This window comes from Marivita sp. GX14005, assembly GCF_023370775.1.
Lineage (GTDB): Bacteria > Pseudomonadota > Alphaproteobacteria > Rhodobacterales > Rhodobacteraceae > Marivita.
In genome coordinates, this window is sequence record NZ_JAMCCQ010000005.1 from 250,683 (window position 1) to 270,491 (window position 19,809).

General features: G+C 64.2%; 21 protein-coding genes and 1 pseudogene. 3 read left to right on the forward strand and 19 right to left on the reverse strand.

Annotation, left to right across the window (positions count from 1 at the left end):
• Positions 1–13: 13 nt before the first annotated feature.
• From gluQRS to M3465_RS15190, 15 genes and pseudogenes are all read right to left on the reverse strand, one after another.
• Positions 14–883 (reverse strand): tRNA glutamyl-Q(34) synthetase GluQRS, encoded by an 870-nt coding sequence (gene gluQRS, locus M3465_RS15120; protein WP_249502609.1) that lies wholly within the window; start codon positions 881–883, stop codon positions 14–16.
• On the reverse strand, positions 876–1,085 hold the full coding sequence (locus M3465_RS15125; protein ID WP_249502610.1) for a hypothetical protein: 210 nt from the start codon (positions 1,083–1,085) through the stop codon (positions 876–878). The genes gluQRS and M3465_RS15125 overlap by 8 nt, the downstream gene beginning before the upstream one ends.
• On the reverse strand, positions 1,082–2,434 hold the full coding sequence (trmFO, locus tag M3465_RS15130; RefSeq protein WP_249502611.1) for a methylenetetrahydrofolate--tRNA-(uracil(54)-C(5))-methyltransferase (FADH(2)-oxidizing) TrmFO: 1,353 nt from the start codon (positions 2,432–2,434) through the stop codon (positions 1,082–1,084). Before trmFO ends, M3465_RS15125 begins: the two co-directional genes overlap by 4 nt.
• 36 nt (positions 2,435–2,470) lie before the next feature.
• Positions 2,471–3,088 (reverse strand): TetR/AcrR family transcriptional regulator, encoded by a 618-nt coding sequence (locus tag M3465_RS15135; protein WP_249502612.1) that lies wholly within the window; start codon positions 3,086–3,088, stop codon positions 2,471–2,473.
• Positions 3,081–3,950: a polyphosphate kinase 2 gene (gene ppk2, locus M3465_RS15140; protein WP_249502613.1), complete on the reverse strand. Its 870-nt coding sequence runs from the start codon at positions 3,948–3,950 to the stop codon at positions 3,081–3,083. Before ppk2 ends, M3465_RS15135 begins: the two co-directional genes overlap by 8 nt.
• A 52-nt stretch (positions 3,951–4,002) precedes the next feature.
• Positions 4,003–4,956 (reverse strand): alpha/beta fold hydrolase, encoded by a 954-nt coding sequence (locus M3465_RS15145; RefSeq protein WP_249502614.1) that lies wholly within the window; start codon positions 4,954–4,956, stop codon positions 4,003–4,005.
• A 10-nt stretch (positions 4,957–4,966) separates the two neighbouring features.
• Positions 4,967–5,911 (reverse strand): homoserine O-succinyltransferase, encoded by a 945-nt coding sequence (locus M3465_RS15150; protein WP_249502615.1) that lies wholly within the window; start codon positions 5,909–5,911, stop codon positions 4,967–4,969.
• Positions 5,912–5,915: 4 nt separating this feature from the next.
• Complete coding sequence (locus M3465_RS15155) at positions 5,916–6,782, reverse strand: ATPase (RefSeq protein ID WP_249502616.1); 867 nt, start codon at positions 6,780–6,782, stop codon at positions 5,916–5,918.
• A 57-nt stretch (positions 6,783–6,839) separates the two neighbouring features.
• Positions 6,840–7,751, reverse strand: a pseudogene (locus tag M3465_RS15160) (DMT family transporter).
• A gap of 133 nt (positions 7,752–7,884) precedes the next feature.
• Positions 7,885–9,168, reverse strand: coding sequence for an OmpP1/FadL family transporter (locus tag M3465_RS15165; RefSeq protein WP_249502617.1), 1,284 nt, complete (start codon positions 9,166–9,168; stop codon positions 7,885–7,887).
• Between the two features lie 121 nt (positions 9,169–9,289).
• Positions 9,290–10,147: a DMT family transporter gene (locus tag M3465_RS15170; protein ID WP_249502736.1), complete on the reverse strand. Its 858-nt coding sequence runs from the start codon at positions 10,145–10,147 to the stop codon at positions 9,290–9,292.
• Between the two features lie 44 nt (positions 10,148–10,191).
• The gene (locus M3465_RS15175; RefSeq protein WP_249502618.1) at positions 10,192–10,806 is read right to left on the reverse strand and encodes a COG3650 family protein; all 615 of its coding nucleotides are present in this window, start codon (positions 10,804–10,806) and stop codon (positions 10,192–10,194) included.
• On the reverse strand, positions 10,797–12,368 hold the full coding sequence (gene guaA, locus M3465_RS15180; protein ID WP_249502619.1) for a glutamine-hydrolyzing GMP synthase: 1,572 nt from the start codon (positions 12,366–12,368) through the stop codon (positions 10,797–10,799). Before guaA ends, M3465_RS15175 begins: the two co-directional genes overlap by 10 nt.
• A 51-nt stretch (positions 12,369–12,419) precedes the next feature.
• The gene (locus tag M3465_RS15185; RefSeq protein WP_249502620.1) at positions 12,420–12,596 is read right to left on the reverse strand and encodes a hypothetical protein; all 177 of its coding nucleotides are present in this window, start codon (positions 12,594–12,596) and stop codon (positions 12,420–12,422) included.
• A 63-nt stretch (positions 12,597–12,659) separates the two neighbouring features.
• Positions 12,660–13,364 carry a DUF2270 domain-containing protein gene (locus M3465_RS15190; protein ID WP_249502737.1) on the reverse strand — a complete coding sequence of 235 codons (705 nt, stop codon included), beginning with the start codon at positions 13,362–13,364 and terminating at the stop codon, positions 12,660–12,662.
• A 188-nt stretch (positions 13,365–13,552) separates the two neighbouring features.
• Here M3465_RS15190 and M3465_RS15195 point away from each other — a divergent pair, with 188 nt between their 5' ends.
• Positions 13,553–15,091 carry a trimethylamine methyltransferase family protein gene (locus M3465_RS15195; protein ID WP_249502621.1) on the forward strand — a complete coding sequence of 513 codons (1,539 nt, stop codon included), beginning with the start codon at positions 13,553–13,555 and terminating at the stop codon, positions 15,089–15,091.
• Here the strand turns inward: M3465_RS15195 and M3465_RS15200 are convergent.
• Positions 15,084–15,398: a DUF6477 family protein gene (locus M3465_RS15200; RefSeq protein ID WP_249502622.1), complete on the reverse strand. Its 315-nt coding sequence runs from the start codon at positions 15,396–15,398 to the stop codon at positions 15,084–15,086. The genes M3465_RS15195 and M3465_RS15200 overlap by 8 nt on opposite strands.
• A 246-nt stretch (positions 15,399–15,644) precedes the next feature.
• On the opposite strand from M3465_RS15200, the gene M3465_RS15205 reads away from it, so the two are divergent.
• Together M3465_RS15205 and lipA are read left to right on the forward strand one after the other, a co-directional pair.
• Entirely contained in the window at positions 15,645–16,667 is a 1,023-nt protein-coding gene (locus M3465_RS15205) for a DUF6456 domain-containing protein (protein ID WP_249502623.1), read from the forward strand.
• Between the two features lie 117 nt (positions 16,668–16,784).
• Entirely contained in the window at positions 16,785–17,735 is a 951-nt protein-coding gene (gene lipA / locus M3465_RS15210) for a lipoyl synthase (RefSeq protein ID WP_249502624.1), read from the forward strand.
• Between the two features lie 10 nt (positions 17,736–17,745).
• Here the strand turns inward: lipA and M3465_RS15215 are convergent, their stop codons facing one another.
• From M3465_RS15215 to hpt, 3 genes are all read right to left on the reverse strand, one after another.
• The gene (locus M3465_RS15215) at positions 17,746–18,630 is read right to left on the reverse strand and encodes a cytochrome c (protein ID WP_249502625.1); all 885 of its coding nucleotides are present in this window, start codon (positions 18,628–18,630) and stop codon (positions 17,746–17,748) included.
• Positions 18,631–18,634: 4 nt separating this feature from the next.
• The gene (locus M3465_RS15220) at positions 18,635–19,102 is read right to left on the reverse strand and encodes a c-type cytochrome (RefSeq protein ID WP_249502626.1); all 468 of its coding nucleotides are present in this window, start codon (positions 19,100–19,102) and stop codon (positions 18,635–18,637) included.
• 84 nt (positions 19,103–19,186) lie between these two features.
• On the reverse strand, positions 19,187–19,732 hold the full coding sequence (gene hpt / locus M3465_RS15225) for a hypoxanthine phosphoribosyltransferase (protein ID WP_249502627.1): 546 nt from the start codon (positions 19,730–19,732) through the stop codon (positions 19,187–19,189).
• Positions 19,733–19,809: the final 77 nt, after the last annotated feature.

Below are 19,809 nucleotides of genomic sequence, written 5' to 3' on the forward strand. Positions count from 1 at the left end.
AAAACAGAGAAGGTCAGGACGCCGGGAGGCCGACCATTGCGCGTATATCGTTCGGGGTTGCACCCTCGGCGCGGTAAAGGGCGATGGCACGTGCATCGTCGCGTTTGGCGAGGCGTTTGCCCGTCTCGTCGCGGATCAGTTCGTGGTGGTGATAGATGGGCGTCGGCAGACCAAGCAGGGATTGCAGCAGGACGTGGATCGGTGTTGCGCTGGCCAGATCGGCGCCGCGGATGACATGGGTGACGCCTTGCGCGGCATCGTCCACCACGACGCTGAGATGATAGGCCGCGGCGCCGGTGTCGCGCCGGGCCAGGACGATATCGCCGATCCCGTTCAGCAGCATGTCGCGTGTCAGGGTGCAGGGCGCGGTGATGCCGGTCTCCTCGTATTGCGGCAGTTGCGGTCGCAGGTCGAGGGCGCGGCGCATGTCGAGGCGGATCGCGTCTTCGGGGCGGCGCTCGGACCAGGCGCGGTGGCGACAGGTGCCGGGGTAGATCAGCCCGTCCGGCCCGTGCAGCGGCGCGCCTTCCTGCGGCGCGGTGGCGGCACGGCGGATGTCGCCGCGCGTGCAGCGGCAGGGGTAGAGCACACCCATCTCTCCCAGCCGGGCCAGCGCGGCGTCATATTGCGCGCTGTTCTGTGATTGCCGAAGGACGGGGGTTTCCCAAGCCAAGCCGAGCCAGGCGAGGTCTTCGTAGATTTGCGCCTCGTATACGGGCCGGCAGCGCGCGCTGTCGGTATCCTCGATCCGGAGCAGGAAGCGACCCCCGGCCCTGCGCGCCATATCATGCGCGAGCATGGCCGAATAGGCATGACCGAGATGGAGCTGTCCGGTCGGGCTGGGCGCGAAACGGGTGACGAAAGCGGCGCGGCCCTCACTCATCGCGGCCGTATTTGCGCATCCTTCGATCCTCGCGGCTTTGGTAGATCAGGATCCAGGCCAGCAGGATGAACATCGGATGGGTCAGCCCGCCCGAGAAGACGATCGCCGGGATCCAGATGATGAGCACGATGATCGCGGTGAAGATGCGCCCCGTCAGAAGGATCGAGAGCGGCGGCAGGAAAAGGGCGAGAACGTAGTTCATGCAGGCTCCATCTGTGCGGTCAGCCAGCCCGACCATGCGGCTTTTGCGCGGTCGGTATAGGCCTTGTATCGGTCGCGGCGGCCCCGGCGTCCGCCCTTGAGGCCGTCCACCGGGCGGAAAAGGCCGAAATTCACGTTCATCGGCTGGAAGGTCCTGGCATCGGCGCCGCCGGTGATGTGGTGAATGAGCGCGCCATGGGCACTGTCCTGCGGCACCTCGGGCAGGGGCTGGCCAAGCATGTCGGCGGCGGCCATGCGGCCTGCGAGGAGGCCCATGGCGGCGGATTCGACATAGCCTTCGACGCCCGTGACTTGCCCCGCGAACCGGATATGCGGGCGCGAGCGCAGGCGCATTTGCGCGTCGAGCAGCGTCGGGCTGTTGAGGAACGTGTTGCGGTGGATGCCGCCGAGCCGGGCGAAGCTGGCATTTTCCAGACCGGGAATCATCCGGAAAACAGAGGCTTGCGCGCCGTATTTCATCTTGGTCTGAAAGCCGACGATATTATAGAGCGTGCCCAGAGCATTGTCGCGGCGCAGCTGCACGACCGCATGGGGTTTGACGTCGGGCGCGTGCGGATTGGTCAGGCCCACCGGCTTCATCGGCCCGTGCCGCAGCGTTTCGCGGCCGCGGTCTGCCATCACCTCGATGGGCAGGCAGCCGTCGAAGTAACCGGCGGTTTCGCCCTCGTGAAACTCGGTCTTATCGGCGGCGAGCAGCGCGTCGATGAACGCCTCGTATTGATCCTTGTCCATCGGGCAGTTGATATAGGCGCGGCGCTCTTCTTCGGTCTCGCCCTTGTCATAGCGCGATTGCAGCCAGGCCTGCTCCATGTCGATGCTGTCGGCATAGACGATGGGCGCGATGGCGTCGAAGAAGGCGAGCCGGTCGGTGCCGGTTTCCTGCTGGATCGCGCTACCCAGCGCGGCGCTGGTGAGCGGGCCGGTGGCGATGATCCACTGGCCATCCTCGGGCAGGGCGGTGATTTCCTCGTGGCTGACGCGCACGTTCGGATGGGCGTGCAGGCGGCGGGTGATCTCGGCGCTGAAGGCGTCGCGGTCCACGGCCAGGGCGCCGCCGGCGGGCAGGCGGTGCTTATACGCGGTGTCGATCACCAGACCGCCGGCTTGCTGCATTTCCCAATGCAGAAGGCCCACGGCGTTCTGTTCGTGATCGTCCGAGCGAAAGGAGTTCGAGCAGACCATCTCGCCCAGATCGCCGGTCTTGTGAGCGAAGGTTTCGACCTTGGGGCGCATTTCGTGGATGACCACGGACGCGCCCGCCTCTGCGGCCTGCCAGGCGGCTTCGGAGCCGGCCATGCCGCCGCCGACGATGTGAAGTTCTTTTGTCATGGGCAGGCATGTAGGCATTCGGGGTGGATTTGTCACCTATTGATCGGGGCCGATCAGCCCCAACCCGCGCAGGTAGACGCCGATGCCCGATTCCAGCAGATCCTCGGGCGGGAAGGGTGCCACCGTGCCGGGAGAATTGCGCGCGAAAAGCTCCACCACGCCGTGGCTCAGCGCCCAGATATGGGCCGAGAACATCGAGGCAGGCGGGCGTTTTTCCGGCGGGATATGCTGCGACAGGTCGGCAGCCGCCTGTTCCAGCACGCGGCGCGCGCGGGCCGAGACGGCGGCAAGCTCGGGCGTGCGGTTGACGGAGATGCCGCTTTCGAACATCGCGATGTAATGGCCGGGATATTTGCGCGCGAAGGCGAGATAGGCACGGCCCGTCGCCTCGAAGGCGGAAAGGGCGGAGGGCTGGCCACTGTCATAGGCGTATTGCATGACATCGGCGAAGATCTCGTAGCCCTGCCGCGCGGCTTCGGCGATCAAATCCTCGCGGCCTTCGAAATGGCGATAGACGGCAGCCGGGGTGACACCGGCGCGCTTGGCGGCTTCCGACAGGGTAAAGCCGGTCGGCCCCTTTTCGGTGATGAGATCGAGAGCGGCCTCGATCAGTGCCTGGCGCAGGTTGCCGTGATGATAGCCGCGTTTAGCCATCCCAGACCTCCGGCCCGCCGCAGATCGCCGGATCGATGGTGCCGAGCGCCTCTTCGTCCTTGCGCGCATAGTCGAGCCGGCTCAGCACGCTGCGGATCGCCATGATCCGCGCGCGGCGCTTGTCGTCCGAGCGGATCACCGTCCAGGGGGCGTGATCGGTATGGGTCTTTTCGAAAGTCTCGCGGATCGCGGCCGTGTAAGCGTCCCAGCGCTGCAGCCCTTCGACATCGATCCGGCTCAGCTTCCATTGCTTGAGCGGGTCGCGTTCGCGCTTGAGAAAGCGGCGCAGCTGTTCGGCCTGGCCGACATTGAGCCAGATCTTGAACAACCGCAGCCCGTCCTCGACCAGCATCTTCTCGACCTCGGGCACCTGCCGGAAGAAAAGCTGCCGTTCCTCTTCGGTGCAAAAGCCGAACACCTTTTCGACGACCGCGCGGTTATACCAGCTTCGGTCGAAGAAGGTCAGATCGCCGGCGGCGGGCATATGATCGATGTAACGCTGAAAATACCATTGCGTCGCCTCGGTTTCGGAGGGCTTGGACAGCGCCACGACATGCGTGCCGCGCGGATTGAGATTCTCGCGGAAGCGCTTGATCGTGCCGCCTTTTCCGGCGGCATCGCGCCCTTCGAAGACAATGGCGATGCGGGTTCCGGTATCGCGCGCCCAGGCCTTCATCTTGACCAGTTCGATCTGCAACGCCTCCAGATCGCGCTTGTAGGCTTTGCGCGCCATGCGTTCCGAATAGGGATAGTCGGGCGTGATGATATCGTCCTTGTCCGCGCGCGCGATCGCGGCCTTCACCCGGTCCGGGGCGTCATGCTCGAAAAAGGCGCTGATCGCGCCGTCGAAGGGAAGCTCCATATGCTGGCTCGTTACAAGAGTTCGGTCGTTCGACTATGGGGTGCGGGGGCGCCTAACGCAAACCCGCACGGCGCGCGGCGCGGTCTATGGCATCGATCACCGCCGGCTCGTCCGCGTGGTGGGGCATATGCCCGACCCCTTCGAGAACCGTCAGATTGGCGTTTTCAAGCTGCCGGGCCAGCGGAACCGAATGGATCGACAGTCCGACAGTGGTATCGGCATCGCCATGCACAAGTTCGATCGGCACATCGATGGCGTCGTAGCGCGTATGCAATGACTCGATCTGGGGCAGAAGGTTGGCCCTTTGCTTTGCATTGGCGCGCAGCGATGTGCTGCGCAGCGACAGCGGCGCCCCGATATGCTCCATATAGCCTTCGGGCGGCTCTTGCGGCGCAAAGATCCCCTCGACCACGTTCTGCACCGCCGATTTCGGCGCGAAGGCGGTGATCGCCGGAACCACGGTCGCGCCGCCGAGATCGCTCGATGTGATCTGATAGAAGAGACTGAGATCGCTCTCCCAGGGCTGCGAAGGCGCCGAGAGCAGCACCAGCGCCGATAGGCTGCCGGGCCGCTCCACCGCCCAAGCGAGCGCGACCGCGCCGCCGAAGGAATGACCCAGAACGATGGGCTCGCGCAGGCCAAGCTGCTCGGATGCGCTGGCCAGCAGGTTGGCTTGATCTGTGATCGACGTGCCGTCCGGGTCCATCCGCTCGGTATAGCCGAGGCCGGGCCGGTCGAAAGCGGTGACGCGGTAGCGATCTTCGAGCTTGCCCACCAGCGAGAAGGTGAAATCGCGCAGATTGCCGCTCGCGCCGTGGATCAGCACCAGATCGGGGCCGCTGCCACGCGTGACGTAATGCACCCGCGTTCCGTTCACCTCTATGAACTGGCCCTCCGGCGGAAACCGCGCCTCCGCCCGGTCTTCGCGGTAATCAGAGGTGCAGGCGGTCGCGGCGACCAGAACGGCCGCGCAGCCTATCGCGATGCCCAAAGCTCTCAACGCCACGGCGCGCTCCTTATCTGTTGCGCAGATCGGTGCGGGACGCGCCGATCTGGTCGATATCGAAGGGAGTCGTCAGATAGATCTCTGAAATCCAATTGCCATAAAGAAGATGCGCATGGCTGCGCCAGCGGTTCTGCGGCGGCTTCGACGGATCGTTGTCCGGATAGTAATTCGCCGGAATGTTGATAGGCGTGCCGCTGGCCACGTCGCGGTCGTATTCTTCCTTCAGCGTGCCGCTGTCATATTCGAGATGGTTGAAGATATAGAGCGCCCGGTGGGCCGCATCCTCGACGAGGCAGGGGCCGGTCTCGGCACTGTCGATCAGGATGGGCAGGCCAGCGGCCTGCACGTCCTCGCGGCGAATCTCGGTCCAGCGGCTGACCGGGATCACCATGTCGTCGGAAAAGCCGCGCAGATAGGGCGAGGCGGGCGCGAGGTTGCGATGGCGCACGCAGCCGAACGCCTTGGCGGGCAGATCGATCTTGGGGATGCCGTGAAAATGGTTGATCATCGCCATGCCGCCCCAGCACACGCCGAAAGTGGAATGAACATGGGTTTGCGTCCAGTCGAACACCTGCGTGAGCTCATCCCAGTAAGTCACTTCCTCATAGGGCAAATGTTCGATCGGCGCGCCGGTGATGATGAGCCCGTCGAATTTCTCTCCGGTCTCCATCACCTCGCTGAACGGGCGGTAGAAGCTGCGCATATGCTCGGCCGCGGTGTTGCGCGTGCGGTGTTCGGACATGCGGATCAGGTTCAGTTCGATCTGCAAGGGCGTTGCCCCGATCAGCCGTGCGAACTGGTTCTCCGTCTGGATCTTCTTCGGCATCAGGTTCAGCAGCGCGATCCTGAGCGGGCGGATATCCTGCTTGCTGGCCAATTCGTCGGACATGACCATGACGCCCTCGCGCGCGAGCACATCATAGGCGGGCAGATTGTCAGGCAGTTTGATCGGCATGAGGTCAGCGGGTCTTTCTGTCGATGGCGTCGGCGATCAGATCGTCGAACCGCTCGGGCGTAGGCGCGTCTGTCAGATCGTGGGCGTCGATGGTCACGCCCCAGTTGCGCGCCATCGCCTCGTAGAGCGGGCGGCGGTGATCGAGCGCCTGAGCGTAGGTCCAGCGGATGAAGCCGTCAGGGTCAACGTCGCTGCCCTTCACGTTGTTATGACTGAGGTATTCAGCCCAGACGCGGTCGAGGAATTGCGGCTGGTAGGCCATGGGTTTCGGCGCCTTGTCGAACCGGCGGACCAATTCCTGCGTATGCGCATCATCGCCCTTGATCCAGACCAGAAGCGCATGGCGCGACAAATCCGTCAGGATGGGGTCGGCCGGATCTTCGGGATCGACCCATTCGCAGATCGATCCGCCGGTGTCGCAGACAAAATGCGGGTAGCCATAGAGATCCATCGCCCGGTCGATGAAATACCCGGTATCGAGCAGCGCGGCCATTTCCGCCCGGCGGAACTGGTCCTGCCGCTTGCGATAGATATCGATGGGCAGCCCGCCGCGCGCCGGATCGCCCGGCTTGCCGAGATAGGCCGACACGGGCGCGAGGTTGTGAAAGCTGATATTGGAGCCGATATAGATCGAATCCGTCATCAGCAGATCGCGCAGGAACGGCACTTTCATCGCTTCGCGCTTGGCGTTGTCGGCGATGTATTCGCCCATGTAGCGGGTGCCGATGCGGTAATCGATGGAGTAGTGAAACCACGCGCCTGTCTCGCGCAGCAGGTTCGACAGATGTGTCTTGCCGAGCCCCGACATGGCAAAGAGAACAACACGCTTATGCGGCGCGCGCCGCCAATCCTCACCCGATCTGTAGATCATCCTGCCGCCCCGATGCCCGCCTTCTTCGCTTGGAAGTAGCGATTGGGCGGCGGGCCGTCAAACCGTTGTCGCCCGGCGGCTCCACAAACGCCCGTCGATGATGCTCAACCCCAGCGCCAGCAGCGCGAAGCCCAGATATTCTGCCGGGTAAAGGCTTTCACCGCGCACCAATGCACCGAGCGTGATGGCCACCGGCGGGATAATGAGCGTGACGAGAAGCAGGTTGCCGCTGCCGGCCATTGCCAGAACGCGGTAATAAAGCAGAAAGGCCAGCGCGGTGGCGATGACGGCGTAGTAGGCGATGGCGGCCCATGTCGTCGGGGCCAGCGTGAGATCCGGCACCCCTTCCACGAGGATCGCAAGCGGTGCCATGACGAGCGACGATCCAGCCAGCATGCTGGCTGCGGCCAGCACGGGCGGCACGCCGCCCAGCATCTTGCGCCCCCAAGCGCCGGCGCAGGCGTAGGACAGCGTTCCGGCCACCACCGCAAGTTGCGCCAGCGATGTCGTGTCGAACTGCGCCAGCGCCTCCGGCCCGATCGCCGTCAGCACACCGGCGAACCCGATCCCGACCCCCAGCAGCTTGCGCGGCGTGAGCCGTTCATCGGCAAAGACGATGGCAGCGACGACAATGCCGAAAATCGCCGTCGATGCGTTGAAGATGGACGTCAGCCCGGACGGGATATGAAGCTGCCCCCAGGCCATCAGGCTGAACGGGATCACGTTGTTGAGCAACCCCATCACCAGGAACGCGCCCCAGAGCTTCGGATCGCGGGGGATGGGAATGCGGCGCAGCGCAACCACAGACCAAAGAACCAGCATCGCCCAGAACGTGCGATGCAGAACCGACGTCAGCGGCCCGATTTCATCGAGCGCGGTGCGGATGGCGAGGAATTAGCCGCCCCAGATCAGCCCAAGCAGGAGAAGCTCGGTCCATGCGCGGGAGGACAAGGAGGTTTGCTGTGTCATGCCACAGCCATAACGCGATGCGGGGACGCGGCGCGACCCGGAACCTGCGCCTAGACGCAGTAGGCACGAAAAAGCCCCGCCGACAGTGTGCGACGGGGCTCTGGAGGCTCCGGGCGGTGGGCACCCGGAGAAATCAGAATTCGGTCGTCAGCGTCAGGCCGATGCCGATGGCGTTGTTGTCCTCGAACTTCACGCCAGAGGCGTCTTCGGCGTCGCCGACCCAGGCATATTCGATCCCGCCGCGCAGGGTCATGTTGTCCATCTTGTATTGCCCGCCGATGCCAAGGCTGACGATCCCGTCACGCGGCGCGAGGCGCGACTGGATATCGTCGAGATCGGGCTCATAGGTGATCTGCGCAAAACCGGAGACCGCATCGGTGAACTGCCGTCCAACGCCCAGCTTGTAGGTCCAGACATCGCTCGGGAAACTGGTGATCTCGCCGCCGGTGACGTCCTCGTATTGCGGTGTCGCGACCGACCATTTCTCCCACTCGGACCACTTGATCTGGCCGAAGACGAGCGTGCCGGGGGCAACGCCGGTCTGGAAATCGAGCGCGACGGTCTGCGGGATGGTCACGTCGTTCTCGCCATCCTCGGTATCGATGCCAAGGCCGGGGATCGTCTCGGACGCATCGAAGGTATGCGTGATCTCGGATTCGTAGGTCAGCGCGACGCGCAGCGCGATATCGGGGATCTCGTAGGCGACGCCCAGAACGGCGCCCCAATCGCCCTCGTAATCGGCGGAGGCGTTGAATTCCATGCTGGTGCCGAAATCCTGCGCTGCCCCGCCGAGCCGCTGCGCCTTCGCACCGAGCTGCTGCGCCTGCGCGCCGAGCGCTTGCGCTTCGGCAAGGTTCCCGGCGGCCTGTGCGGCGGCGGCCTGCGCGCCAAGCTCCTGCGCCCGCGCGCCGATGGCCTGCGCGTTGCCGCCGACGCGGCTCCGCACCAGAAGGTCGGGAATGGTGATTTCTGCCTTGCTGCGCAGATAGCGCGCGCCGCCATAGACCGACACGCGATCATTGATCCGGTAGCGCGCGAGGGCGGCGATCTGCTGGCTGTCCCATTCGGCGGCCAAGCCGGTATAGACGCCCTTCGAATAGTCCGAATCCGCACCATAGGGCGTGTTGACGTATAGACCGAAGGCCAGTTTCTCGTTGATGTCGTTCTTATACGCAAAGCCGAAATTCTGGTAGCTTTCGGCCATATCTCCGGTTTTGTCCTGCCCGCCGCCGGCGGCGGTCAGCTCGGGCGTGTATTCGCCCGAAACGTCGGGGGACACGGCCGAGAAGCTCAACCGAACCTTGTTGCCGCTTTCGAACAGCAGCCCGTAATCATTGCTCATGCGCTCGATCCCGCCGGCCTGCGCAGCGCCCGCTGCCACAGCCAGCGCGAAGGCGCTCGTCATCAGTCGTGTCATGGTCCCTCATCCCTTGTCATGGGTGTCTCATCCTACCCGCGACGGTAGAGAGCCGCTTGTCGCCGGGTCAATTTTGACCATACGTCACATGGCGCGGAACTTGCGCAGCGTCACATTCTTGTTACGCCCGCGCGCTGGCACGGATGTTGTAGTAATTCGCCGCGAAAATCACCGCCGCGCCGAGCAGCACGTATGGGTCGAGCGGTTCGGCATAAAGCAGTACACCAACGATGACGATCACCGGCAGGCGGGTGAAATCTATCGGCATCACGATGCTGGCCGGGGCGAGCGACAGCGCCGTGGTCAGGCAGAAATGCGCGACCAGCCCCGCCACCGCGATCACCGCGACAAAGGGCAGGTTGGCCAGCGTCGGCAACGCGATGGCGCCATCCGCACCGGCGCAGATCAGCCCGAGCGCGGCCTGCATGGTGGTCAGGTAGAACAGGATGCAGGTGATCGTCTCCGTCCGCGTCAGCCGGCGCGTCAGCACCGCCGATCCGGCAAAGCCGATAGCGGCAAGCGCGGCGGCGATGAGCCCGGCATCGACGCTTTGCGCACCGGGGCGGGTGACGATCAGGATACCGATGAACCCCGCCGCGCCGGCGATGAGCTGCGAGCGGGTCAGCCTTTCGTTCAGCACCAGCGGCGCCAGCACCATCACCCAGAGCGGCGAGGTGAACTCCAGCGCGAAGACCTGCGCGAGCGGGATGGTCGCGATCGCATAGAACCAAAGGTTCTGTCCGGTGAAGTGGCAGATGTTGCGGGCAAGATGCGCGCCCGGCTTGCGTGTGCGGATTTGCGTCAGCGTGCCGGCGTAGCCCGCCACGACGATCACGATCCCGGCGCCGATCACGCTGCGATAGAGCATGATCTCGAACGTATCGAGATCGAGGCTCACCGCGCGCCCGGCAATCGCCATGGCGGTGAAGGACAGGATCGATCCGATCATCCAGAGGCAGGCGCGCAGGGTGGGAGACAGCAACATGCGCCCAGCCCTAGGCCGGGTGCGACAGGCTCGCAAGATCAATCCGGCAGGAAGGTGCAGCAGCCCGACAGCAGGCGTCGCTCTGCGCCATGTTGCAGCCCCACAAGCGCGGTCCAACCATAGCTGCGATCGCTCATCCCATCGGAGCAAAGCGCGCCGAACACATGCGCCTCGGCCCGCGCGTCTGTGCCGGTCAGCGTGACGCGTGCAGGGCTGCCGATCCGGCCCTCGGCAATGGTCACGTCAGAGATATCGAGCGCCAGCGGCGGGCTGCCCGGTGCGTCGAACCGGGCGGCAGAACTCGACAGGGTGAGGGACCAGAACGGCTCGGTTCCGCTGCAGGACAGACCGTCCGGCAGGGATGAGGTTTCAAGCGTATCGGGTTGATCGGGAACAAGGAACCGCGCCGCCGCCCAGAGATCACGCTCGCCCCGCGCGATGCGCGCCCAGTCGCCGCTGTCGTCAAAGCCGATCACTTCGACATGCCGCGTATCGGGGTCGAGATCGCCCAGATCCTCGGCCTGCGCCGATGGCGCGGCGCGCAAGTTCAGAACGTCGTCCTGCGCCACGCCGGTCACCCGGAAATAGCCCGGCTCCGCGCCCGCAAGAGCAGGAAGCGCCAGGAAAAGGCAGGCCGCGCGGATCATTCCCATTCGATGGTGCCCGGCGGTTTCGACGTGATGTCATAGGTCACGCGGTTGATCCCGCGCACCTCGTTGATGATGCGCGTTGCTGTCTCGCCAAGGAAATCATGGCTGAACGGGTAGTAATCGGCGGTCATGCCGTCTACCGAAGTCACGGCCCGCAACGCGCAGGCGAAATCATAGGTGCGCCCGTCGCCCATCACGCCGACGGTGCGGACGGGCAGGATGGCGACGAAGGCCTGCCAGATCTCGTCGTAAAGACCATGCTTGCGGATCTGGTCGATATAGACGGCGTCGGCCTTGCGCAGGATGTCGAGCTTTTCGCGCGTGATCTCTCCGGGGCAGCGGATGGCAAGGCCGGGACCGGGGAAGGGGTGGCGACCGATGAAGCTGTCCGGCAGGCCCAACTCGCGGCCCAGCTCGCGCACCTCGTCCTTGAAGAGCTCGCGCAGCGGCTCGACCAGCTTGAGCCCCATCTTCTCCGGCAAGCCGCCGACATTGTGGTGCGATTTGATCGTGACGGAGGGGCCGCCGCTGAAGCTGACGCTTTCGATCACGTCGGGGTAAAGCGTGCCCTGCGCAAGAAACTCTGCACCCTCGATCTCGCTCGCGTATTTCTGGAACACGTCGATGAACAGCCGCCCGATGATTTTTCGCTTTGTTTCCGGGTCGCTTACGCCGTCAAGCTCACCCAGAAAGAGCTCCTGTTCCTGCGCGTGGATCACCTGAAGGTTCATGTGATCGCGGAACATCGTGACGACCTCTTCGGCCTCGTTCAGCCGCAGCAGTCCGTGATCGACGAACACGCAGGTGAGCTGATCGCCGATCGCCTCGTGCAGAAGCGCCGCCGCGACCGAGCTGTCAACGCCGCCCGAGAGGCCGCAGATGACCTTCTTGTCGCCGACCTGATCGCGGATCTTGCGGATCGCTTCATCCTTGTAGGCGTCCATCGTCCAATCGCCGGAGAACCCGGCCAGTTGCACGAAATTCTGGTAAAGCGTGCGCCCGTTCGGCGTGTGATGCACTTCGGGGTGGAACTGCACCGCGTAGAAATGGCGCGCGCGGTCGGCCGTGATCGCGAAAGGCGCGCCGGGGGACGTGCCAAGAACCTCGAATTCCGGTGCAAGATCAGCGACATGATCGCCGTGGCTCATCCAGACCTGCTCGCGCCCCGAGCCGTCCATGAACCAACCCTTGAGGATATCGTCGCGCCTGTCCGACGGTTTGACCCAGGCGCGCCCGAACTCGGCGGTCGCGTGCTCGCCCGCTTCCACGCGGCCGCCCAGATCCTGCATCATCACCTGTTGGCCATAGCAGATCCCGAGGATCGGAACGCCCAGATCGTAGACCTGCCGCGGCGGGCGGGGCGAGCCTTCGCGCATGACGCTGTCCGGGCCGCCGGAAAAGATCACCGCCTTGGGCGCAAATTCCTCGAGAAAGGCGGCGGTGACGTTCTGATACGGATGGATTTCGCAATAGACATTCAATTCCCGCAAGCGCCGCGCGATAAGCTGCGTCACCTGGCTGCCGAAATCAATGATGAGAAGGCGGTCATGCTGGTCTGTGATCATGCCGTCTGATAGGCACAGCCCGCGCAAATGGCAATATGAGCCGTGCCGCGATCAGATGCGATCATAGGCGCGGTGCACCAGATAGGCGCCGCCGATCCAGACCAGAAAGCACACGACGATGGACCATCCGAAGGGGATGACATCGCCCGCGAAGCCGAAGAGCAGCACCGCCACGCCCGCAAGCAGGACAAGGAACATCATCAGGGTTTTTTTCGTGCCGTAACGCATGGGGAACATCCGGTGTTGCCTGAACCTTGCAGGCATAACCGCGCCGCCGCGCCGCCGGTTCCGTCAGCCCATGGAATCGGATCGGCTCTTGCCGCTTTTCGCGCTTCGGTAGGCGTCATGCCGCTTCGACCAGATCGCGATCCCGGCCCAGATGCCGACATAGATCGTGCCGACGAGGAAAAGAATCTCGCCCGGAATCGGCCCCACATCGGCGCGGTCGATCACCTGCGACCAATGCTCGATGGGCGTGGGATGCACGGCGAGCTTGCCGATGAAGGCCACCGCCTGAATGAGCAGGATCCAGAGGTAATTGCTTCGGATGCGCCGGCCTACGGCGACCAGAAAGCCGACATGGTATTTCGGGCGCATGTAATCTTCGGCCAGCGTGTCCTGCCAGTTCTCCTCCAGATGCAGGTCGCCCTCGATCAGCATCGGCGCGTAGAAGTGCTTTTCCATCCAGCGGCAGCGCGCGCGCCAGACGTTGAAATAGCGATAGCGCCGCGCCTCCAGCATCAGGAACAGCAGGATCAGGATGCCCACCAGCACCAGCGGCAGCGGCGAGGCGGTGGGCGAGGAAAACGAGATCGACAGCGCAACGCCCAGCGTGACCACCGACCAATTCGTCGTCGTATCGAGCCGCGTGCGCCAGATGGTGCTGCGATAGACCTCGCCGCGATAAAGATGCGCGACCGCGCCGATCTCGGCGGTGGTGAGCGCATTGCGCTCGGTCTCGGCGGCGGGGGGCGGTTCGGAAAGGTGTGAGGTCATGAAAAGGCCGGTTTTTTCTACTTTGGCCATGTTGCACATCCGCAGCCGAGCGGTCAAAGCGTCCGGGCCGCGCGATACGCATGCTATGTCGTTTTTGCCCCGCAAGTGGCGCAAACCGCAAGAGAGGCAAGGCGCGCGCAAGCTATGCCAATCGTCAAGGACGCATTGCGCGAATGAAGGAGCAGGCCATGGCAGAGGGAGCGATCCGCAGACGGGGCGGCGGGGGCGCATCGCGGCGCGCCGCGCGTTCGGCCGTCAGCTTCGAGACCGCCCGGTTCATCGAGCGCAAGATCCCGAATTTCGAGATCCTGACCGAAGAGGCGCTCGAAATCATCGAGGCCAATGCCGAAACCGTACTGGAAGAGATCGGCGTGAACGTGGTGAACAATCCCGGCGCGCTCGATTTGTGGCGCGAGGCGGGCGCGGATGTGACCGGCGAGCGGGTGCGCATCCCGCGCGGCCTTGCGCGCAAGCTTTGCGCGACGGCGCCGTCGAGTTACACGCAGCACGCCCGCAACCCCGACCGTTCGGTCGAAATCGGTGGCAAGAGCCTCGTTCTCGCGCCGGTCTACGGGCCGCCTTTCGTGCATGATGCGACCGCCGGGCGGCGCTACGCGACGATGGCCGATTTCGAGAATTTCGTGAAGCTGGGCTATATGTCCAAATGGCTGCACCATTCCGGCGGCACCGTGTGCGAGCCGACGGATATTCCCGTCAACAAGCGCCATCTCGACATGCTGATGGCGCATATGACGCTGAGCGACAAGCCGTTCATGGGGTCGGTCACTGAACCCAGCCGCGCGCAGGACAGTGTGGAGATGTGCGAGATCCTCTTCGGAAAGGAGTTCGTGCCGAACAACACGGTGATGACCTCGCTCGTCAACATCAACTCCCCGATGACCTTCGACGACGTGATGATGGGCGCGCTGGAGGTCTATGCGAAGAACAACCAGGCCTGCATCATCAGCCCCTTCATCGTCGGCGGTGCGATGGCGCCTGTGTCGGTCGCCGGAACGCTGACGCAGGTTCTGGCCGAGGTGATGGCGGGCATCGCCTATAGCCAGCTGATCCGTCCCGGTGCGCCGGTGATCTTCGGCGCTTTCGTCACCTCGATCGACATGAATTCCGGCGCGCCCACCTTCGGCACGCCGGAGGCGAGCCAGATCACCTATGGCGCGGGCCAGCTTGCGCGCCGGCTTGGACTGCCGTTCCGTTCGGCGGGCAGTTTCACCGGATCGAAACTGCCTGACGCGCAGGCCGCCTATGAGACGGCGAACACGCTCAACATGGGGCTGCTGTCGGGCGTGAACTTCATGCTGCATGCCTGCGGCTGGCTCGAAGGCGGGCTTGTCGCGTCGTTCGAGAAATTCGTGATGGATGCCGACCAGCTCGGCGCGCTGCACAAAATGGCCGAAGGCATCGCGATGGACGACGAGGCGCAGGCGATGGGCGCGATCGCCGAAGTGGGGCCGGGCGGGCACTACCTTGGCTGCGCCCATACGCAGGCGCATTTCAAATCCGCCTTCTGGAAATCGGAGGTGTTCGATTTCAAACCCTACGAGACGTGGTGGGAAGAGGGCGCGCGGGACACAATCGCGCTTGCGGCGGAGCGGGTGCGCAAGCAGCTCGAAACCTACCGCCAACCCGCTCTCGATCCGGCCATTCACGAGGCGCTGAGCGACTATGTCGCGCGTCGCAAGGCGTCCATGCCGGACGCGTTCACGTAAACCGCGCCCGTTCGATCATCGCATCGGCCTGCGCGCGCAGCAGCTGCGTCTCGCCCATCACCGCGCTTAGAATCTCGACATGCTCGGCCACGCTGTAGGACGCGTCGCCCCCGGTGCGCCTTGCGTTCATCTCGGCTTCCATCTCCATCAGCTTGATCAGCGCCGGGCCCGAGCGCGGCACCATGCCATAGCCCAGCAGTCGCGGCAGCCGTGCATCGCGGCGATAATCCTGCGCGGCGATCCGCGCGGCACGGATGAGAAGGCGCGGACGGCGCAGTTTCGAGATCGTGGTCAGAAGGTCTTGCATGTGTGTTTCCTTGTGGATCGTTGGCGCTTCGCCATGTGAACGATTCCTCTATTACACAACCTGAGCGGGTGTTGCGCAGAGCCGTTGGCTGCGAACGATGCCTTTGCGACCCGTTTACGTTTTAGAAACACAAATTCCCTGCAGTAACCAAAGTTAACAAATCAGAAACAAATACAACGTTAGGTTGTGTTGGGTCTGGGGACAGGGCTGTGGATGGCTTCTGTCAAATCGAATGAGGGGGAACCGATGAACGATACCGCATGTCTGAACGCCGCGACCGAAACGCTTATGCCGGATGCCGCGCGGCGCTATCTTGCGCATACCGCCGATGGACGGCCGATCCGCGAGATTGCGCGCGAGGCGGGATGCCACGCGTCCACCGTCCTGCGGCAGGTGCGCAAGCTCGAATCGCTGCGCGACGATCCGCTGGTGGATGGCGCGCTCATGGGGATGAAGGCGCGCGATGGCGGCGATGAGAGCCTGATCGATGCAGCGACGGATGCGCTGCGCGATCTCTGCGCGCCGGGGGCGATGATGCTTTACAACAGCGATCTGCCGCAGCCGGCCATCGTCCAGTCGGCGGGCGAGGGCAACGCGCGGGTGCTGCGCACGGTGGGGCTCGATCTGGCCGGATCGCTGGTGATGCGCAAATGGATCGCGCAGGAGGGCGGCACCACCGTCAAACGCTACCGCGTCACGCAGGAGGGGCGCAGCACGCTGCCGACCCTCATCGCCGCCCGCGACCGCCGCGCGGATCACGCGCTCGATCCCGAAGCGCGGTTCGAGGCCGGCGCCCCGGACCGGCGCCGCCGCGGCCGAACAGTGTCCAGCGGGCCGGGCTTCGAAAGCCCGCTCGCCATCCTCGCGCGCCGTCGCGGACCGGACGGGCAACCCTTCCTGACCGCTGATTACGTCAAGGCCGGAGAGCGGCTTTACGAGGATTACGCGATTGCCGGTTTCCGCCCCGACGATCTGCTGGGATGGATCACGCCCGACGCGCTGCATCGCCACTATGCGACCGCCAAGCTGACCGACGACCGGCTGCGCCGCGCGGCGATCCTGCGCGTGCTCGATGCGGTGCGCGATCTCGGGCCGGGGCTCAGCGATGTGGTGCTGCGCTGCTGCTGTCTGCGCGAAGGGCTTGAGGCAGCCGAGAAGCGCATGGGCTGGTCGGCGCGGTCGGGCAAGGTCGTGCTGCGCATCGCGTTGCAACGCCTCAGCCATTTCTATTCCGGCACGCGCAGCAAGGAGAGCGCGCTGATCGGTTGACACCGGACGGGGCAGGGCCGGGGTGCGACCGCAAGGCAGCTATGCAATTCTGGCCCTATCCCGCGCGGCGCTATATGCTAAGGCGAACCATCCGTGAAAGTTGGGGGGAGCAAGCCTTTGCGTGATCTGAAGATACCCGAGCAGCGCCATCCGGAAAAAGCGCATCGCCCGGACAATGCACAGCCGAAAAAGCCAAGCTGGATTCGCGTGAAGGCGCCCGGCGGCGAAGGGTACAACGAAACCCGCCGGATCATGCGCGAAAACAGGCTCGTCACCGTCTGCGAAGAGGCAGGCTGCCCCAATGCCGGCGAATGTTGGTCGCAGGGTCACGCCACCATGATGATCATGGGCGAGATCTGCACGCGCGGCTGCACTTTCTGCAACATCGCCACCGGCCGGCCCGACACGCTAGATGCGTTCGAGCCGGGGCGCGTGGCCGATGCCGTGCAGAAACTGGGCCTCAATCACGTTGTCATCACCTCGGTGGATCGCGACGATCTCGAAGATGGCGGGGCGGAGCATTTCGCCCAGACCATTCGCGCCGTGCGGCACCGGTCGCCCAAGACCACGATCGAGATCCTGACGCCGGATTTCTTAAAATGCGCGCCCTCGGCGCTGGAAACGGTGGTTGCGGCGAAGCCGGATGTGTTCAACCACAACCTCGAAACCGTGCCGGGCCTTTATCCCTCGGTCCGCCCGGGCGCGCGATATTTCCATTCGCTGCGCCTGCTCCAGCGCGTGAAAGAGATCGACCCGTCGATCTTCACCAAATCCGGCATCATGGTCGGCCTCGGAGAAGACCGTCAGTCGGTGCAACAGGTCATGGACGACATGCGCGCGGCGGATGTGGATTTCCTGACCATCGGGCAATATCTGCAACCCACGCCGAAGCATCACGCCGTCGACCGCTTCGTCACGCCCGAGGAATTCGCGGGCTATGAGAAAGCTGCCTATGGCAAGGGATTCCTCATGGTGTCGGCCACGCCGCTCACGCGTTCGTCCTACCACGCGGGCGACGATTTCGCGCGTCTGCGCGCCAATCGCGAGGCGAGGCTGGCCGAAGCGTGACGATGGCAGGCTAATCCAGCGCCTTGATATAAGCGGCGACCGCCGAGCGGTCGCTTGCGGGAAGTTGCGCGAAATTTTCAACCACGGCAGCCATGTGCCCGCCGACGCTGTCGAACTCGGGGGTGAACCCGGTTTCCAGGTAATAGGCGATATCCGCAGCCGACCAGTTGAAATCGGCGGGCTTTAGCGACGGGATGCGCCCCTTTCCAGTCGGATTGGGCGCGCCCGAAAGCCACGCGGCCCGGTCCATCCCGCCAAGCGCGGTGCGCGGTGTGTGACATTCGCCGCAATGGCCCAGAGCCTCCACCAGGTAGCGCCCGCGTTGCAATTCCGGGGTTTCGGCATCGGTCATGACCCATCCATCGGTCAGGTAGAGGCGCTTCCACAGGCCGACCGCCCGGCGGATATTGAACGGAAAGCCGACCTCATGCGCCTTGCTCGGCGTCGCATCCGGCGGGAGTGTCTGCATATAGGCCCAAAGATCGGCGACATCCTCATCGGCCATATGCACGTAGGACGCATAGGGAAAAGCCGGGTAATAATGCGCGCCGCCCGGCGACACGCCGCGCTGCACGGCGGAGGCGAATTGCGACAGCGTCCAACCGCCGATCCCCGCCTCCTTGTGCGGCGAGACATTGGGCGCGATGAACGTGCCGAAATCGGACGGAAACCGCTGCCCGCCGGCAAGGACCAGCTTGGCTTCACCCTCCGCATCGGGCGCGTGATGGCACGAAGCGCAACCGGCGGCGGTGAAAACGCTCTCGCCTCGTGCCGCATCGCCCGTCAGCCCGTCGAGCGCTGCCTCCTCGACCGGAACGGCGCGGGTCAGGAACAGCCCGGCGGCAACAGCGAGACACGCCGCCGCCACGGTGCCATAGATCAGACCGCGCCGCATCGGTTTACTGGTCCTCCGGCGCCCGGTGCTCGTCGTGGCACGCCTTACAGGTGCCGCCCACCTTCGCCATCATCGGCCCGAGCGCCTCGCGCCCGCTGCCCGCCGCCTGCTGCAATTCCAGCGCTGCGGGGTGCAGATCGGCCCATTTGCCCAGGAAATCGTCGTTCTTTTCCCAGATCGTCGGCTGCGCGCGGGTTCCGTCGATGCTCATGTTGTCAGAGCCTTCGGGCCACATCGGCGCCTGGCTGATAGTGCTGACGGCGACCAGCGTGTCGGCAGCGGCCTGCGCAAGATCGGCGTTGTATTCGATCTCGCCCTTGGCCATGCCGCCCAGAATCCCGAGATTGATCGCCATGATGCGGAACTGACCCTGACGCGCCTTGAGCTGCGCCTCGTGTTCCGTTTCGGCAAATACGGCGGCGCCGGTCAGCAGCGTGGCTGCCGCGATCGTCGCGGTAAGAACGGTTTTCATCTCTTCACTCCCTTGATCGGTTGCTCGCCCTTTGACGATACCGTTTTCGAAAGCAAACGAAAGGAAATTTCCCGTTATCCGGGTTCAGCTTTCATCTTCGAACCGAACCTTGCCGATGAACGGCAGGTTACGGTTGCGCTGTGCGTAATCGATTCCATAGCCGACGACGAACTCATCGGGGATCGAAAACCCGATCCAGTCGGCCTTCACATCCGTCTCGCGCCGCGACGGCTTGTCGAGCAGCGCGATCGTGCGCAGCCGCCCCGGCTTGCGCGCCTTGAGCAACCCGACGACATGCTTGAGCGTATGCCCGGTATCGACGATATCCTCGACCACGAGCACATCGCGCCCCTCGATCTGCCCGCGCAGATCCTTGAGGATGCGCACCTCGCGGCTCGATTCCATCGCATCGCCATAAGAGGACGCTTCGAGGAAATCGACCTCGACCGGCAGGTCCAGCTCGCGCACCAGATCGGCGATGAAGACGAAACTGCCGCGCAGCAGGCCGACGACGACCAGTTTGTCGGTGCCGCGAAACTCGGCGTGGATCTCGTGGCACAGCTCTTCGATCCGCGCGGCGATGGCCTTGGCCGAGATCATCTCGTCGATGACATAAGGACGCTTTGTCATAGGTTTCCCTTGATTTTTCGCGCGCACAATACGACATCCAACGCCACTGTCACGGTCTAATCCAGTTCAAAACAACG